The organism is Pseudomonas sp. I3-I5 (assembly GCF_022699445.1).
In the GTDB taxonomy this organism is placed as follows: Bacteria; Pseudomonadota; Gammaproteobacteria; order Pseudomonadales; family Pseudomonadaceae; genus Aquipseudomonas; species Aquipseudomonas fulva.
Genome location: NZ_CP093940.1, coordinates 1,930,362 through 1,947,215 on the forward strand (window position 1 = coordinate 1,930,362; position 16,854 = coordinate 1,947,215).

The 16,854-nt window shown below is 63.1% G+C and carries 11 protein-coding genes; 8 read left to right on the forward strand and 3 right to left on the reverse strand.

Going from position 1 to position 16,854, the window contains the following annotated elements; translation table 11 throughout:
• Positions 1-115: 115 nt before the first annotated feature.
• From pedH to MOP87_RS08800, 7 genes are all read left to right on the forward strand, one after another.
• The gene (pedH, locus tag MOP87_RS08770) at positions 116-1,906 is read left to right on the forward strand and encodes a PQQ-dependent alcohol dehydrogenase PedH (protein ID WP_027914782.1); all 1,791 of its coding nucleotides are present in this window, start codon (positions 116-118) and stop codon (positions 1,904-1,906) included.
• A 118-nt stretch (positions 1,907-2,024) separates the two neighbouring features.
• Entirely contained in the window at positions 2,025-3,545 is a 1,521-nt protein-coding gene (locus MOP87_RS08775) for an aldehyde dehydrogenase family protein (protein ID WP_242810408.1), read from the forward strand.
• Between the two features lie 119 nt (positions 3,546-3,664).
• Positions 3,665-3,736, forward strand: coding sequence for a pyrroloquinoline quinone precursor peptide PqqA (pqqA, locus tag MOP87_RS08780; RefSeq protein ID WP_080672057.1), 72 nt, complete (start codon positions 3,665-3,667; stop codon positions 3,734-3,736).
• Between the two features lie 63 nt (positions 3,737-3,799).
• Positions 3,800-4,072 (forward strand): pyrroloquinoline quinone biosynthesis peptide chaperone PqqD, encoded by a 273-nt coding sequence (gene pqqD / locus MOP87_RS08785; RefSeq protein ID WP_128610560.1) that lies wholly within the window; start codon positions 3,800-3,802, stop codon positions 4,070-4,072.
• Positions 4,073-4,161: 89 nt separating this feature from the next.
• The gene (gene ercA, locus MOP87_RS08790; protein WP_027914785.1) at positions 4,162-5,325 is read left to right on the forward strand and encodes an alcohol dehydrogenase-like regulatory protein ErcA; all 1,164 of its coding nucleotides are present in this window, start codon (positions 4,162-4,164) and stop codon (positions 5,323-5,325) included.
• Positions 5,309-7,036, forward strand: coding sequence for a NahK/ErcS family hybrid sensor histidine kinase/response regulator (locus MOP87_RS08795; protein ID WP_242810409.1), 1,728 nt, complete (start codon positions 5,309-5,311; stop codon positions 7,034-7,036). The genes ercA and MOP87_RS08795 overlap by 17 nt, the downstream gene beginning before the upstream one ends.
• 222 nt (positions 7,037-7,258) lie before the next feature.
• A complete protein-coding gene (locus MOP87_RS08800; RefSeq protein ID WP_165919249.1) occupies positions 7,259-7,399 on the forward strand; it encodes a hypothetical protein in 141 nt (46 codons plus the stop codon).
• Positions 7,400-7,438: 39 nt separating this feature from the next.
• On the opposite strand, the gene MOP87_RS08805 is transcribed toward MOP87_RS08800, so the two are convergent.
• Together MOP87_RS08805 and nhaA are read right to left on the reverse strand one after the other, a co-directional pair.
• A complete protein-coding gene (locus tag MOP87_RS08805; protein ID WP_242810410.1) occupies positions 7,439-8,296 on the reverse strand; it encodes an SDR family oxidoreductase in 858 nt (285 codons plus the stop codon).
• Positions 8,297-8,450: 154 nt separating this feature from the next.
• Positions 8,451-9,788, reverse strand: a complete 1,338-nt coding sequence (nhaA, locus tag MOP87_RS08810) for a Na+/H+ antiporter NhaA (RefSeq protein ID WP_027914788.1) — start codon at positions 9,786-9,788, stop codon at positions 8,451-8,453.
• A 234-nt stretch (positions 9,789-10,022) separates the two neighbouring features.
• Between nhaA and MOP87_RS08815 the strand changes: the two genes are divergently transcribed.
• The gene (locus MOP87_RS08815) at positions 10,023-14,360 is read left to right on the forward strand and encodes an NEL-type E3 ubiquitin ligase domain-containing protein (protein ID WP_242810411.1); all 4,338 of its coding nucleotides are present in this window, start codon (positions 10,023-10,025) and stop codon (positions 14,358-14,360) included.
• 51 nt (positions 14,361-14,411) lie between these two features.
• Here the strand turns inward: MOP87_RS08815 and MOP87_RS08820 are convergent, their stop codons facing one another.
• Entirely contained in the window at positions 14,412-16,838 is a 2,427-nt protein-coding gene (locus MOP87_RS08820) for a TonB-dependent receptor (protein ID WP_242810412.1), read from the reverse strand.
• Positions 16,839-16,854 lie beyond the last annotated feature (16 nt).

A 16,854-nucleotide genomic window follows, 5' to 3' on the forward strand; every position in this document is an offset into this window, starting at 1 on the left:
CAAGGAACTAGGGTTTTGCGCATTGCGGTCAATTGCTGGCAGCCAGGGCGGGAACAAGAATTCCCGCCACACCGGGAAAATTTCCCGGCATAACAAAAAGCCAAAGGTAGCTGCCATGACCCGTACTCCATGCCGTCCCGTGTTTGCCTTGAGCCTTGTGTTCAGCGCCTTGCTGCTTGCCGGCGCAGCCCACGCCGGCGTCACCGATGCCGAGATCCTGCAAGACCCCAAGAACCCCCAGCAGATCGTGACCAACGGGCTGGGTGTGCAGGGCCAGCGCTACAGTCCGCTGGACATGCTCAACACCCGCAACGTCAAGGAGTTGCGGCCGGTTTGGGCATTCTCGTTTGGCGGCGAGAAGCAGCGCGGCCAGCAGGCGCAGCCGTTGATCAAGGATGGGGTCATGTACCTCACAGGTTCCTACTCACGGGTATTCGCCGTCGACGCACGCACCGGCAAGAAGCTGTGGCAGTACGATGCCCGCCTGCCCGACGATATCCGCCCTTGCTGCGATGTCATCAACCGAGGGGTTGCGCTGTACGGCAACCTGGTCTTCTTCGGCACCCTGGATGCCAAACTGGTGGCCCTGAACAAGGACACCGGCAAAGTGGTCTGGAGCAAAAAAGTGGCCGACCACAAGGAAGGCTACTCCATCAGCGCGGCGCCCATGATCGTTAACGGCAAGCTCATCACCGGCGTTGCCGGGGGCGAATTCGGGGTGGTGGGCAAGATCCAGGCCTACAACCCGGAGAATGGCGAGTTGCTCTGGATGCGGCCCACGGTCGAGGGCCACATGGGCTATGTCTACAAGGACGGCAAAGCCATCGAGAACGGCATCTCGGGCGGTGAAGCCGGCAAGACCTGGCCGGGCGATCTGTGGAAGACCGGCGGCGCGGCTCCCTGGCTGGGCGGCTACTATGACCCGGAAACCAATCTGATCCTGTTCGGCACCGGTAACCCCGCCCCCTGGAACTCGCACCTGCGTCCCGGCGACAACCTGTATTCGTCCTCGCGTCTGGCATTGAACCCGGACGATGGAACGATCAAGTGGCACTTCCAAAGCACGCCCCACGACGGCTGGGACTTCGACGGCGTCAACGAGCTGATAGCGTTCAACTACAAGGACGGGGGCAAGGAGGTGAAGGCCGCCGCCACGGCTGACCGCAACGGCTTTTTCTACGTGCTAGACCGCACCAACGGCACGTTCATCCGCGGCTTCCCCTTCGTCGACAAGATCACCTGGGCCACGGGCCTGGACAAGGACGGTCGCCCGCTCTACAACGACGCCAGTCGCCCGGGCGCACCGGGCAGCGAGGCCAAGGGCAGCTCGGTGTTCGTCGCGCCGGCCTTCCTGGGCGCCAAGAACTGGATGCCCATGGCCTACAACCGTGACACCGGGCTGTTCTACGTGCCTTCGAACGAATGGGGCATGGACATCTGGAACGAGGGCATCGCCTACAAGAAAGGCGCAGCGTTTCTGGGCGCAGGCTTCACCATCAAGCCCCTGAACGAAGACTACATCGGCGTACTGCGTGCCATCGACCCGGTCAGCGGCAAGGAAGTCTGGCGCCACAAGAACTACGCCCCGCTGTGGGGTGGGGTGCTGACCACCAAGGGCAACCTGGTCTTCACCGGCACCCCCGAGGGGTTCCTCCAGGCCTTCGATGCCAAGACCGGCGAGAAAGTGTGGGAGTTCCAGACCGGCTCCGGTGTCCTTGGCTCACCGGTGACCTGGGAAATGGATGGCGAGCAGTACGTGTCGGTGGTCTCCGGCTGGGGCGGGGCTGTACCGCTGTGGGGCGGGGAGGTGGCCAAGCGGGTCAAGGACTTCAACCAGGGCGGCATGCTCTGGACCTTCAAGCTGCCCAAGCAATTGCAGGGCGCCAGCGCAACCGCGCAGCGCTGAACCCTACTACCAAATGACGAGCGCCCCGCTGCCAACGATGCATTCGCCTGGCAAGCGAGGCTTTTTACCATCGTCGTATCGCCTGTCGCAGGCAGGCATCGACCCGCAGAGGCTCAGCATGATCTACGCACAACCCGGAACCCCAGGCGCCGTCGTGTCCTTCAAGCCACGCTATGGCAACTTCATCAACGGCCAGTTCGTACCGCCAGTGGCGGGGCAATATTTCACCAACAGCTCGCCGGTCAACGGCCAGCCGATCGCCGAATTTCCGCGGTCCACCGCCCAGGATGTGGACAAGGCCCTGGACGCCGCCCACGCCGCGGCCGATGCCTGGGGCAGAACCTCGGTGCAGGACCGCGCGCTGATGCTGCTGCGCATCGCCGATCGCATCGAGCAGAACCTGGAGGTGCTGGCGATCACCGAAACTTGGGACAACGGCAAGGCCGTTCGTGAAACGCTCAATGCCGACGTGCCGCTGGCGGCGGATCATTTCCGCTATTTCGCCGGCTGCATCCGAGCCCAAGAGGGCGGCGCCGCCGAGATCAACGAGGGCACCGTCGCGTACCATTTCCATGAACCGCTGGGTGTGGTGGGGCAGATCATCCCTTGGAACTTCCCTTTGCTGATGGCCGCCTGGAAGCTTGCCCCGGCACTGGCCGCTGGCAACTGCGTGGTGCTCAAGCCCGCCGAGCAGACGCCGCTGTCGATTACCGTGTTTGCCGAACTCATCGCCGACCTGCTGCCCGCTGGCGTGCTCAATATCGTCCAGGGCTTTGGCCGTGAAGCCGGAGAGGCCCTGGCCACCAGCAAGCGCATTGCCAAGATCGCCTTTACAGGTTCCACGCCGGTGGGCGCGCACATCATGAAGTGCGCTGCGGACAACATCATCCCCTCGACGGTAGAGCTGGGCGGTAAATCGCCGAACGTGTTCTTCGAGGACATCATGCAGGCCGAGCCCGCCTTCATCGAGAAGGCGGCAGAAGGGCTGGTCCTGGCCTTCTTCAACCAGGGCGAGGTGTGCACCTGCCCGTCGCGGGCGCTGATCCAGGAATCGATCTACGAGCCGTTCATGGCCGAGGTGATGAAGAAGATCGCCAAGATCAGCCGTGGCAACCCGCTCGATACCGACACCATGGTCGGCGCGCAAGCCTCCGAGCAGCAGTACGACAAAATCCTGTCCTACCTGCAGATCGCCCAGGACGAAGGCGCGCAATTGCTGACCGGCGGCGCTGCCGAGCGCCTGCAGGGCGACCTTGCCAGCGGCTATTACATCCAGCCCACGCTGCTCAAGGGCGACAACAAGATGCGCGTGTTTCAGGAGGAAATCTTCGGGCCCGTGGTGGGTGTGACCACCTTCAAGGACGAAGCCGAGGCGCTGGCCATCGCCAACGACAGTGAATTCGGCCTGGGCGCTGGCGTGTGGACCCGCGATATCAACCGTGCCTACCGCATGGGCCGCGGCATCAAGGCCGGGCGCGTCTGGACCAACTGCTACCACTTGTACCCGGCGCACGCTGCGTTCGGGGGCTACAAGAAGTCGGGCGTGGGCCGCGAAACCCACAAGATGATGCTCGACCACTACCAGCAGACCAAGAACCTGCTGGTGAGTTATGACATCAATCCACTGGGCTTCTTCTAAGGCTCAGGCACCCTCGTCCATGGGCGCCGTGAGTTCGTTCCAAAGTAGCATTTGGCCCCGCGGCTGCCCGTGCATTAATGGCTGTACCGGAATCGTCCGGCCCAAGAAGAGGACACGCCATGTGGACCAAACCCACCTTCACCGACTTGCGCATTGGCTTTGAAGTGACGATGTACTTCGCTAACCGTTGATCCGCACGCCGGCCACCCTCGCGGTGGCCGGCGTCTTTCTACCCGCCAGGAACATGTTGAGCCGTGGAGCCGATCAGCCGTCAGCAGGCCTTGCAAGTGCACCGGCGGGCACGCTTGCGCTGGGAGCCGAGTACCGGCATGCATGTGCTCCAATGCCCGGGCATGGTCATCGAACTGACCAGCAGTGCCGGTTGGGTGCTGGAACTGCTGGACGGGCAGCGCAGCGTGGCCGTTGTGATCGAGCACTTGCGTCAGCGCTATGGGGACGTGCGAGGCCTTGAGGAGGATGTGCTGGGCTTTCTCGAGCTCGCCAGGGTCAGGGCCTGGGTCGAGTGAGCGACGATGCCACCTAGGTCTGGTTGCTTTCGTGGATGGATGCATTACGCTGGCACTCACCTTCCAGAACAATAAGATCAGGCTTGCCCATGAGCCAGAGTTTCAGCCCGCTACGCAAATTCGTTTCGCCTGAAATCATCTTCGGTGCCGGCTGCCGGCATAACGTGGCCAACTACGCCAAGACCTTCGGGGCCCGCAAGGTGCTGGTGGTCAGCGACCCCGGGGTGATCGCTGCCGGGTGGGTGGCCGATGTCGAGGCCAGCCTGCAAGCTCAGGGCATCGACTATTGCCTCTACAGCGCAGTGTCGCCCAACCCCCGGGTCGAGGAGGTGATGCTCGGCGCCGAGATCTACCGGCAAAACCATTGCGATGTCATCGTCGCAGTCGGCGGGGGCAGCCCGATGGACTGCGGCAAGGCCATCGGCATCGTGGTGGCGCACGGACGCAGCATCCTCGAGTTCGAGGGTGTGGATATGATCCGCGTGCCCAGCCCCCCGCTGATCCTGATCCCGACCACGGCCGGCACCTCGGCGGATGTGTCGCAGTTCGTGATCATCTCCAACCAACAGGAGCGCATGAAGTTCTCCATCGTCAGCAAGGCGGTGGTGCCCGACGTGTCGTTGATCGATCCGCAGACCACCCTGAGCATGGACCCGTTTCTGTCGGCCTGTACCGGGATCGATGCCCTGGTGCATGCGATCGAGGCGTTCGTCTCCACCGGCCACGGCCCCTTGACCGACCCCCATGCCCTTGAAGCCATGCGGCTGATCAACGGCAACCTGGTGCAGATGATCGCCAATCCGACCGACATCGGCCTGCGCGAAAAAGTCATGCTGGGCAGCATGCAGGCGGGGCTTGCCTTTTCCAATGCCATCCTCGGCGCCGTGCACGCGATGTCCCACAGCCTGGGCGGCTTCCTGGATCTGCCCCACGGGCTGTGCAACGCGGTGCTGGTCGAGCATGTGGTGGCGTTCAACTACAGCTCGGCGCCAGAGCGTTTCAAGGTGATTGCCGAGGTGATGGGCATCGATTGCCGGGGCCTGAACCACCGGCAGATCTGCGCGCGTCTGGTCGACCACCTGATCGCCTTGAAATACGCCATGGGCTTCCATGAAACACTCGGGCTGCACGGTGTGCGCACCAGCGATATTCCATTCCTGTCGCAGCACGCAATGGACGATCCGTGCATCCTGACCAACCCACGTGCCTCCAGTCAGCGAGACGTCGAGGTCGTTTATGGCGAAGCCCTCTGAAGCGCAGCAGCGAGCACTGGCCGGGCTGCTCGGGCTGGGCGACCAGTCCGCGCGCAAGAGTCATTACCCGGAGCTGGCCGCGCGGCTGGAGGAACTGGAAGCTGAGCGCAACCGCTACAAGTGGTTGTTCGAAAATGCCGTTCACGGCATCTTCCAGGCCAGCCTGCAGGACGGCATGCGTGCTGCCAACCCGGCCCTGGCGCGGATGCTGGGCTACGACGACCCTCAGGCCGTACTGTTCTCGTTGACCGACCTTGGCGCCAACCTCTTCGTCGGGGGTGCTCAGGAACTGCACGCCATCACCACGACCTTGGCGCGCGAGCATAGCCTGCACGGTTACGAAACCCGCCTGCGGCGCCGTGATGGCAGCCACATCGACGTGCTCATGAACCTGTTGCGCAAACCCGGGCATGAGGGCTTGGTGGAAGGGTTCGTGGCCGATATTACCGAGCGCAAGCTGGCGCAGCAGCACTTGCAGCAACTCAACGATGAGCTTGAGCAGCGGGTGGCCGACCGGACCGACCAACTGCTCGAAGCCAATCGCAACCTGCACCAGCAGATCACCGAACGCAAGCAGATCGCCCGGGCCCTGCGCGACGCCCGGGACGCCGCACAACTGGCCAATCGCAGCAAAGACAAGTACCTGGCGGCGGCCAGCCATGACCTGCTGCAGCCGCTCAATGCCGCCCGCTTGCTGATCTCGACCCTGCGCGAGCGGCCGCTTGCGCAGGCCGAACAACTGCTGGTGGAGCGCACTCACCAGGCCTTGGAAGGGGCCGAAGACCTGCTGACTGACCTGTTGGACATCTCGCGACTTGATCAGGCCGCCGTGAAGCCGGACATGGGCGTGTACCACCTGAGCACCGTGTTCGCGCCGCTGGTGTCGGAGTTCGAACCAGTGGCCGACGCCGCAGGGCTCAAGCTCAGGGCGCGCATTCCCGACGTTGCCGTGGGCACCGATCTGCGGCTGATGACCCGTATCCTGCGCAATTTTCTCAGCAATGCCTGCCGCTACACGTCAACGGGCGGCGTGCTGTTGGCGGCGCAGCGGCGTGGCCATTACCTGGCGCTGCAGGTATGGGATACCGGGCGCGGTATCCCGGAAGATCGCCTGGAGTCGATCTTCCTCGAGTTCAACCAGTTGGATGTGGGCCGTGCAGCCGAGCGCAAGGGGGTTGGCCTGGGCCTGGCGATCGTCGAGCGCATCGCCAAGATACTCGAGCATCCGGTACGGGTGCGGTCGCAGCCCGGACGAGGGTCGGTGTTCACGATTGAGGTGCCAATGGCAAGTTGCCTGCCGGCTGCTACCCCAGTGGTCCTCCTGCAGCCGAGTATGGGGGACCCACTGCCGGGGCGGCGGCTGCTGGTGCTGGATAACGAGTCGAGTATCTTGCACAGCATGGGCGCCTTGTTGAGCCAATGGGGGTGCGAGGTCGTCACGGCTTTGGATCAGCACGCGGCCTGTATCGCGCTGCAGGGGCGGCCGCCAGAATTGATTTTGGCCGACTATCACCTGGATCATGGCGTTTTGGGGTGCGACGTGGTTGAGCGGTTGCGTGAGCAATTCGGGTGCACGATCCCTGCGGTCATCATTACCGCAGACCGCAGCGACGAAGGCAGGCGGGCGTTCCAGGCGCTGGGCATGCCGGTACTGAACAAGCCGGTAAAACCCGGGAAACTGCGCGCGGTGCTCAGTCAACTGCTGACCTGACCGACAATCGGGCAGCGTATTTCACGGAATTTAAGCGTTGGCACGGATATCTCATGGAAGTTGGCCATGCCCGGGTCGGGTGGGTCATGCGACCACGCGTTGGTGAACAAGAACAACAAGGGGGCTTACATGAGCTGTCTGATATGCGCAGGACAAGCAGAGTCCGTCGAATGTGCCGGCGGGTGGGAGCAGCGCCAGTGCGCCCAGTGTGGGTGTTACCGAATGTCCCAGGCATTGATTCTGACGATGATGGAAGAAGGCCAGATATTCGACACTGCTCGCATGCGCCAGTGGCTCATGGTGAGCAGGGACAGCATGCCGGTGCCTTGCATTGACCACGCTCAGGCGATTCTGATGCCGTGAGGTGGTGGAGGGCTCTGCGGGTGCAGAGCCCTGCGTCAGTCAGAGAATGGGCTTGCCGCCTGTCACTGCATAGCGCGAGCCGCTGATGTAGCTCGCTTCGTCCGAACCCAGCAGCACGTAGATCGGGGCTACTTCCACCGGTTGGCCCGGGCGGCCCATGGGGTAGCTGGAGCCGAAATTCTTGACTGCTTCGTCGGGCATGGTCGCGGGGATCAACGGCGTCCAGATCGGGCCTGGCGCTACGCTGTTGACGCGTACCCCTTTTTTGGCCAGCAGTTGCGCAAGCCCGGCGGAGAAGTTGGCGATGGCGCCTTTGGTCGCCGCATAGGCCAACAGCGAGGAAGACGGATCATCGGAGTTGACCGAGCTTGTGTTGATGATCGAGCTGCCTTTGGGCATGGACGGCAAGGCGGCCTTGCAGATGCGGAAGATCGCCGTGATGTTGGTGTCGAAGGTTTTCACCCATTCGTCGTCTTCGATTTCCTCGAACGTTTCGTGGGCCATCTGGAAGGCGGCGTTGTTGACCAGGATGTCGATGCGGCCGAACTCGGACACGGTTTTTTCCACGATCGCATGGCATTGCTGCTTCTGCGCCAGATCGCCTGGCAGCAGTAGGCACTTGCGCCCGGCTGCCTCGACCCAGCGCGCGGTCTCCTTGGCGTCTTCGTGTTCGTCCAGGTAGGAGATAGCGACATCGGCGCCTTCACGGGCATAGGCGATGGCCACTGCGCGGCCAATGCCGCTGTCGCCGCCAGTAATCAGCGCTTTCTTGCCCTCGAGCCGGCCATGGCCGACGTAGGTCTGCTCGCCGCAGTCCGGTATCGGGTCCATTTTCGGCTGGGAGCCGGGCACTGTCTGGGGTTGGGAGGGGAAGGGCGGGGTAGGGTAGTCGCGCATGGTAAAAGCTCCTGCAGTTGAGAATGCTCGTACCTGTTCGAAAGGTCCCGTTGCCCTGGGTTGACTCGGATCGATGATTGGGACGACGAGCGGCCGTTGGCAAGCCTTAAGCGTGTTTCCCCATGCGCGTGAGCATGGGGAAACAGCGTCGGCGCTACCTGTGTTTACCGCGCACGCGCCACGCGCCCCATGCCAGGCCCAGCGTGGCCGCAACCACCGAGCCTGCCAGCACGCCCAACTTGGCCGCACCCAGCGCCGCTGGGCTGGCGAACGCCAGGTTGGCGATGAAGATGGACATGGTGAAGCCAATGCCGGCCAGCAGCCCGATCAAGGTGATGCCGCTCCAGTTGACCCCTGGCGGCAGCGAGCACACGCCCAGGCGCACCATCAGCCAGCTGATGCCGACGATGCCCACTGGTTTGCCGATGACCAGCGCCGCCATCACCGACTCCATCACCCAGCGCGGCGTCTCGCTGTCCAGGTTGACGCCCGACAGGCTCACCCCGGCATTCGCCAAGGCAAACAGCGGCATGATCCCGAATGCCACCCAAGGGTGCAGCGCGCTTTGCACACGCACCACCGGCGGCAGCACTTCACGTTGGGCCACGCGCAGCTGCTTGAGGGGCGTCAGCAGTTCGCTTGCGTCTTGGGCCGCGGCTTTGGCGCGGCCGACTACCTCATCGCTCAGGCGCGACACGGCTTCTACGGGGCGCTCCCACATGGGTCGGCTGGTGACAGGGGTCATCAGGCCGAGTACGACGCCTGCCAGGGTAGGGTGGGCGCCGGTCATCAGCACACCCACCCATGTGATCGCGCCTGGGATGACGTAGGCGAAGGCCGAGCCGACGCCAATGCGCTGCATGAGCAGGACCAGCAGCACGCCCACTGCCGCGACAGCGAAGCCTAGGTAGTCCAGGCCACCGGAATAGAACACGGCGATGATCAGCACGGCGATGATGTCGTCGATGATCGCCAGGGCCAGCAGAAAGACGCGAATATTCGACGGGATCGACTTGCCCAGCAACGCCAATACGCCGACCGCAAAGGCGATATCGGTGGCTGTCGGCACGGCCCAGCCTTGCTGTTCGCTGGGCGCATGGCCGAAGCCCAGGTAGACCATGGCAGGCACGGCGACGCCGCCCATGGCTGCCACCATGGGCAAGGACGCCTGGCGCAGGCTGGAAAGGGCGCCTTCATGAATCTCGCGGCGAATCTCCATGCCGACCACGAGGAAGAAGATCGTCATCAGGCCGTCGTTGATCCAGAAATGCAGGGACTGGGAATAGACCAGCGAGCCGATGCCCAGCGTGATTGGCGTATGCCAGAGGGCGTCGTAACTGGCGGCGGCCGGGGAGTTGGCCCAGATCAGGGCGGCGATGGCGGCGATCAGCAGTACCACACCACTGACGGCTTCGATGTGCAGGAAACGTTCGAGGCTGGCCAGCGCGCGCTCGGCCAGTTGCTGTGCTTTGGGGACTATCGTGTTTTGCATAGGCGCAATAACTCTCGCATGGCGGCCCGACCTGCGTAGCTTGTTTAACCTGCTTCACTGCCCCAAGCAGCTAGCACCCGGGCGCGATTGTAGCGCAACTGGCCACGTGTGGGGAGACTGAGGTTGGTGACGCCGGGCTAAGCACCGCGCTGCATGTGGGTGGCGTTAGACAACTACCTCAAAGACAGGTCTCGAAGCTGGCTGAGTGACGCTTTTGCGACTCACAGGTGCTTCATGACAAACTCGCCGTTCTCCGATGATTCCGTGGATGCATTCATCGCCGACCGACTGCCGCCCTGGTTGACTGATGCCACGGTCGAGCAGCTCCAAGTCCTGCATCAGGCGCTGCTTGACCAGCAACGGGCGCGTGAGCAGGTTCAGGCCGTTTTCGCCCAAGTGCAGCCTCTGGACGACTTCGCCAGCACATTACTTGAGGCGGCATTGCAAAGGCTCTTGCACCGGCCGGTGGACGTCCGAGCTGCCAGGCTTCATCGCGTGGTGCATGTACGTTACCCGTCCGGTGTAACCGCCATTCCTGATCGCGTGGTTCCCAAGACGCTGGAGCAACCCTTGCTGGCCTGTGCGTTGCACAATTTTGATCGGCGAGAGACCGCCGAGGTAGCCTGGTTGCCACAGTCGAACGTGCTGGATGCGGATGGGACGGTGCTCCCCTTGCGTCCGCGGGCTTTCGCGGGGGTCTGTCGGTCCTTGGACCTGGGCGCTGCTTACCAGCAGCACCTCAAGCAGGTGCTGTTTGCCGACGACAAGCGCCGACGCGAAGTCAACGCGGACCTTGAAGAGGGGTGGCGCCGCAGCCTACTGGCCGCTGTAGAGCTCGCGCGGCTACAGGGCGTCGTGAAGGGTGCGGAGCTTGATCGCCTGGTCAGTGCTGTAGCCGGCGCTGTCGAGCCACTGCCAGGCGCGTTCAGCGAAATTCGGCTGTTTGGCCGAGTGGTGACCGGTGTTACGGTGTTCGAACCTGCGTCTGAGCACGGCTCATCCGCGCCACAGAACCTGATCGTGTGGATACCTGACGATCCCCATGGCGCCATTGGCGCTTACCCTTCGTGGTCGCAGTTGTTTCGCAGCCTTGGCACGCGTTTGCGCGACCCTGCGTACCGGCAGTTCTTCCAGCGCTTCATCAAGGAGCATGATCGCCTGCATTTCAGCCAGCGCTTCCAGCATGCGCTGGGCAGCGCAGCGGCTGAGGACCCCATCGAACTGGACGGTCGCCACCAAGTCATCCACGGTGCACTGATCGCGCACCTGCGCAGCGTCCAGGTCGATACCCTGCTCGAGGACGCGCAGTCCCTGGCTGTGCCCAGCACGGCGGTGGACAGTCAAGCGCGCGACCGGCGTAACCACTTACTCAAGGGTCTTGGGCTGGACCTGCTGGGCTTGGCCAGTTTCTTCGTACCCGAGCTCGGGTTGCCCTTGCTCGCACTGGCGGCGCGCCAGGTTACCGATGACGTGATCGATGGCTACCACGAGTGGGCGCTTGGCGATCGAGAGGCAGCGCTCGGTCATCTGATGTCGGTGGCGCAAAACGTCGTCATGATTGGGGTAGGCGCCGCTGTTGGTGCAGCCACGGGCCGGATGCTGGCGCGAGAGGGCGTCATCGATGAACTGGCACCTGTGCTGACGCCTGCGGGCGAGCAGCGCCTGGCCCGGGTCGACCTGCCAGGTTATGCGGTTCCCGACTCGCACCTGATGGCCGGGCAGCGGGGTTTGCTCAATGGGCGTTTACACGTGGCCGTAGAGGGCAGTGCCTACAGGTTGGGGCCTAGTGAGTATCGCGCGACGATTGAGCATCCGCAGCGTGTCCAAGCCCCTGCAGTTAGCCTGGAAGACAATGAGGCGGGCGGGATGCGCCATGCACTGGAGCGCCCTCAGGAGTGGTCCGACGTCGGCATGCTGGTGGCGCGTCTGGGCTCGAACCTGAGTTCGGTTAGCCCAGCAGCGGTGCGCGCGGTGCTGCGCAGTGTAGGGCTGGACGAAGCCGCGTTGCGTCGCTTGCATCTTGAAAACGCACCTGCACCTGCGCGGTTGTGTGATGCCGTGCACAGATACGAGCTGCATCGAGCGTTCCCCCGCCTGCGTGGACAAGCCTTCGAAGCGCATTGGCATGAGGCACAGGAAGTGCCCGCGCTGGCGGCCGAGCCGCTGCATCGCGATTTTCCAGCACTTTCCACGCGCGCTGGCCGGGAGTTGCTCACGGCCGCGGGCGATACCGAGCTCAGGCAGTTGCTGGAGCAACGCAAAGTGCCGCTTGCGCTGGCCGAGCGGGCACGATGGGCGTTGCATGACGCACGCCTGGATCGTGCGTGTGCCGGTTTCGAGCAGGCCAACGCCGTTAACAGGGATACCGAGCGGTTGGCTTTGGCATTGCTGCACCGCGACTGGCCTTGGGCTGCGGCAGTCAAGATAGAAGTGCACGAGGCGCAATTCGGGGGCGATATGCGAGCCAGCGTAGGCGCTGACACGGCACCCGAGACCCGCTGCCTGATTCATAAGGCACAGGGGTACCTGATAACCGATCATGCAGGACGTCCCCTGCACGGTGCTGTGGCCAGTGATGATTTTTTCCAGGCATTGCTGCGCACCCTTGACCCCAAGCAGCGCGTTGCCATGGGGGCGGCCTCGGGGGCCCCGGCCGATCTTGCCAGCGCGCTGGCAGACCGTGCTTTTGCTGACCGGACACAGGCTGCGCGGCTCTTGGGCATGGTGCCGGTGGGCAAGCCAAGGCCCGCGATGCGCCTTGGCGATGGACGTATCGGCTATAGGCTGAGTGGCCGTCCGGAAGGGTCGCGGCAAGCCATGCTTCGCGGCTACCAGCAGATCTTCCCGACGCTGAACGAGATGGAAATCGAAGTGTATCTTGAGCGGGTGCGGTTGCAGGGCGAGCAACCGTGGGATCACCTGCGCCAATTGCAGCAGTGCCTTGTCGATCTGGGTGAAAACCTGGCAGCCTGGCGCCGAGAAGCAACCACTGCGCCTTTGCCTGAGCGCCGTCGACAGATTGCTCGTCGCATCCGCCAATGCTGGCGGCGTAAGCGACCCGATGCCGATGGCGAGTACCGCCTGGTCATCGACAGCGAGCGCATCGAAAGTCTTCCGCTGTTGCCTGAGCAAGCGTCGTTCGATCACGTCACCCACCTGACAATTCGCCGCGCCTACTTGTCGGGCATCACCGAGGGGTTTCTCCAGCGATTCCCCAATGTACGCACCCTGGACTTGAGCCACAACTTGCTAAGCAGTGTTCCAGAAGGCTTGCAGGCACTGACCCAGCTCACCGAGCTGCGCCTGACGCGCAACCAGATCGTGATCGACGACGCAGGCCTGGCCAGGCTCAGTGCATTGACCAGGTTGCGCATCCTTGACCTGTCGCATAACCCTATCGATCGGCTGCCACCGCTGGGACGGTTGCTGGATCTACAACGGCTGCACTTGCGTGGCACGGGCTTGAACGAGTTGCCGATAGAGGTATACATGCACCCCGCGTTGGAAGACATCGACCTTCGCGACAACCATATCGCGGGCATGAGCCCGACCCTTGCTCACTCCCACCGGCGTCTGGCTGGGCTAAGCCTGCACGATAACCCTGTGCCCGAACCCACCCAGACCGCGCTACGCAGCACGCTGGGCGAAGTCGGGGCAACGGCCTTGCCTGTGCGCCGTCATGGCCCTGGCGGGCAAGAATCCCTTGAGCGCTGGTTGGCGGACTCCAGCCCTGAGGAGCGTGGGATTCGCTCCGAGCATTGGGCGGCGCTGACCGACGAGCCTGGCAGCGATGACCTGATGCGGTTCTTCAACGACCTTGGGCGCTCGAACGACTATGACTTTCAAGGCATCGATCTGCGCAGGCGCATCTGGGCGTTGATCGAGGTGTGTGTCGAGCATTCGCAGGTCCGTGAAGCTGTCTTCCAGCAGGCAGCGGGCCCGCGCACCTGTGCTGATCAGATGCTGCTGATGCTTAGCCTGTTCGAGGTGCGTGCCTTGGTCGCGACCCGCACCGCAGGGCTTGCCGCCGCAGACACGGCGCCTGCTCTCGTGCGCATTGGCCGCGAGCTGTATCGCCTGGACGAGGTGGATCGTGTCGCAGCCCAGCACATTGCCAGCGAGCGGGCCAGCAACCCCTACGGCCTGATCGATGAAGTGGAGATACACCTGGCATATCGGGCAGGGTTGGTCCGGCCGTTGGGACTGCCGGCTCAATCACGCTACATGTATCACCGGGTATTTTCCGACGTCGACGATGTGCGTCTGCGTGAAGCCGCACGCAGTATTCTGCTGGCTGAAAGCAACGCGCGGATTGCCGATTCGCTACTGCAGCGCACGTTTTGGATGGATTTTGTGCGCACTTCGTATGCAAACGAATACGAGACATTGAACCAGCCCTACCACGTCCAGCTCGAGGCACTTTTGCAGGGCCAGGAAGGTATGACCGAGCAGCAGATCATCGAGGCCGTGGGTAAACTTGCCGATGAGCGCAGCGCGGCCGAGCGCCAGCTGACCCTGTCATTGACCTTGCGGCTGCTGCTGGAGCATCCCTGGGAGGGAGAACTGGCGTGACTACCGGGCCCGTCATTGATGGGCCCGCTTATCCGCTGGCGGGTGTGGGCCTCAGAAGTTGTAGCGCAGCGTTGTCATGACGTTGCGTGGGGCGCCGTAGATGCCACCCGCCGTGGTCGTCAGGTAGTGCCTGTCGAACAGGTTACTGACGTTCACACTGGCTGAAAGCTGTGGAGTGACCTGGTAGCGAGTCATCAGGTTGACCAGCGCATAACTGCTCTGGGTGGTGGCGTAGCTCAAGGCGTAGCCCGTTTCACTTTGCCAGTTGAACCCGCCGCCGACAGTCCATTTATCCAGCCCACCCGGCAGGCGGTAAGTGGTGAACAGCTTCACGCTGTTGCGCGGAATCTCGGTGACGATGCGCTCGTCGTTGGTATCGAAGCTGACGTTGTAGGAATAGCCCGCCGTGACCTGCCAGCCTTCAGCCAGCTCACCGTTGACCTCAAGCTCCACACCTTCGCTCGTGGTGCCGCTCTCGGCGCGATACGCCTGAAACCCGTTGGGCTGGAGCAGGCGCCCATCGGCGATTGCCAGGTTGTCCTGCTCTACTCGGAACAGGGCCAGGCTCGCGGTCAGGCGTTCGTCGAGCAGGTCGGCTTTCAATCCTACTTCGTAGCCTGTGCCTTCCTGTGGGTCGAGGGGCGAGCCCTTGACGTCGCGGATCTGGTTACCTTGCGGGTTGAAGATTTGGGTATAGCTGGCGTAGGCAGCCCAAGTATCGTTCAGGTCATAGACCAGCCCAGCATAGGGGATGACCACACCATTTTCGGTGCGCTCGGTGCGTTGACGCGAGCCACTATAGAGCGCGCTCTTGTTCACTCTGTTCCAGTCGACCACGCGCGCCCCGAGGATCAGCCTGGCGGCGTCGCTCAGGTGCAGCCGCGAGGTCAAGTAGCCGGCGTACTGGGTTTCGGTCATGTCGGTGGTACCGATTTGGGTGAACACTGGCTTGGGGGACGACCCGTTCCAGTTGAAGATGTTGTCGATGGTGTCGTCGTAGCCTGTTCGAGCGCTCTGCCAGCCGCCGAAGTTGGAGGTGCCTCTTTCCTCGGTCCGCGACAGGGTCACGCCGCCGATCAATTCGTGCTCGCGCCCCAGGGCGTCGAAGGTGCCGGTGAGATAGGCGTCCAGGCTGTCCTGGATGGGCGCTGCCTTCCAGCGTGTCGGGTTGATCGTTGCACCGGCACCGGTTGCTGGGTCGATTTCGCCATCGACGTAGGCGATCACGGTGTCGTAGTCGTTGCGCGCGTGGGTGTACTCCACCTTGCCGCTCCACCCGTTGGCGAACTGATGTTCAAGCGAGGTGAAGAGAGTACTTTGCTGCCGATCATAGTAGCTCCAGTTTGGCGCGGTATTGAACGAGCGGGAGAAATGTGTGCGTGCCCCGTCCGTGGTGAACAGCGGGAAGCCGGTGCGAATGGGGGCGGTACTGTGGGTGACCTGATGGCTGAGGCCCAACGTCAGCAGGGTCGTGTCGCTCAGGTCCAGTTCGGTAATGCCATATAGGGTCGAGATTGCTTGGCTAAAGCGGTCGATCCAGGCGTGCTGGTCCTTGTGATCGGCCACCAGGCGGCCGCGCAGCCTGCCGCTTTCATCGAGCGCGCCGCTCACGTCAACACCCAGGCCATAGCGATCCCAGCTACCAGCCTCGGCGCTCAGTTGCACGTGAGGATCAACGGTGGGGCGTTTGCGAATCAGGTTGATGGTGGCCGATGGGTTGCCCATGCCGCTGATCAGGCCCGTGGCGCCGCGCACGATTTCCACGCGGTCGTACATGGCCGTGTTCTGGGTGTAGTTGTCCATGTTCGCCGACGTGGGGACGCCGTCGATCTCGAAGTTGCGGATGGCAAAGCCCCGTGACAGGTACGCCGTACTGTCGGCGCCCAGACTTTCGCGAATGACGGTGATGCCGGTGGTTGCGTCCAGTGCGTCGGTGAGGGTATCGAGCTTCTGGTCGTCCAGGCGCTGGCGCGTCAGGACCGTGATCGATTGTGGGGTTTGCTTGAGTGACAGGTTCAGGCGCGTGGAGCTGCTGGACGATTCGGTCGTGTAGGCGCCTGAACCTTCGGTGAGTGCGCCGGGGGCCTTGCCGGAAATGCTCAGGGCGGTCAGTTCCATCGCCCCGCTGTTGCTCGGGGCGGGGGGGAGCACTAGGTAGCCACCATTGGTGTCGCGACTAAGGCGCAGGCCAGTGCCTTGCAACAGGTGATTAAGCCCTTCCCATTCGCCGTAGCGTCCTTGCAGGCCGCTCGAGCGCAGGTCGGCGAGGGCGTTACGATCGAACGACACCGAAAGGGCGGCGCGCTGGGCGTATGCGTTCAGTACGCTGTCGAGGGGGCCGGGGGCGATATCGTGGCTGATGGTCTTCACCTGATCAGCTGCCAGGGCGGGTAGGTGGTCAAGCGGTGAGAGGGCAACGGCTAGCAAGGTTAGGCGCAATATCTGGGTACGTGAAAGTGATTGGGTGCGAAGTGTCATGGCGTGTCCGTTCGTC

Excerpts from the sequence above, each read along its gene's own strand:
- ercA (WP_027914785.1), top strand. The coding sequence starts at position 4,162 with ATGAGCCAGAGTTTCAGCCCGCTACGCAAATTCGTTTCGCCTGAAATC.
- pedH (WP_027914782.1), top strand. The coding sequence starts at position 116 with ATGACCCGTACTCCATGCCGTCCCGTGTTTGCCTTGAGCCTTGTGTTC.
- nhaA (WP_027914788.1), bottom strand. The coding sequence starts at position 9,788 with ATGCAAAACACGATAGTCCCCAAAGCACAGCAACTGGCCGAGCGCGCG.
- MOP87_RS08805 (WP_242810410.1), bottom strand. The coding sequence starts at position 8,296 with ATGCGCGACTACCCTACCCCGCCCTTCCCCTCCCAACCCCAGACAGTG.
- MOP87_RS08815 (WP_242810411.1), top strand. The coding sequence starts at position 10,023 with ATGACAAACTCGCCGTTCTCCGATGATTCCGTGGATGCATTCATCGCC.
- MOP87_RS08775 (WP_242810408.1), top strand. The coding sequence starts at position 2,025 with ATGATCTACGCACAACCCGGAACCCCAGGCGCCGTCGTGTCCTTCAAG.
- MOP87_RS08800 (WP_165919249.1), top strand. The coding sequence starts at position 7,259 with ATGTCCCAGGCATTGATTCTGACGATGATGGAAGAAGGCCAGATATTC.
- MOP87_RS08795 (WP_242810409.1), top strand. The coding sequence starts at position 5,309 with ATGGCGAAGCCCTCTGAAGCGCAGCAGCGAGCACTGGCCGGGCTGCTC.
- MOP87_RS08820 (WP_242810412.1), bottom strand. The coding sequence starts at position 16,838 with ATGACACTTCGCACCCAATCACTTTCACGTACCCAGATATTGCGCCTA.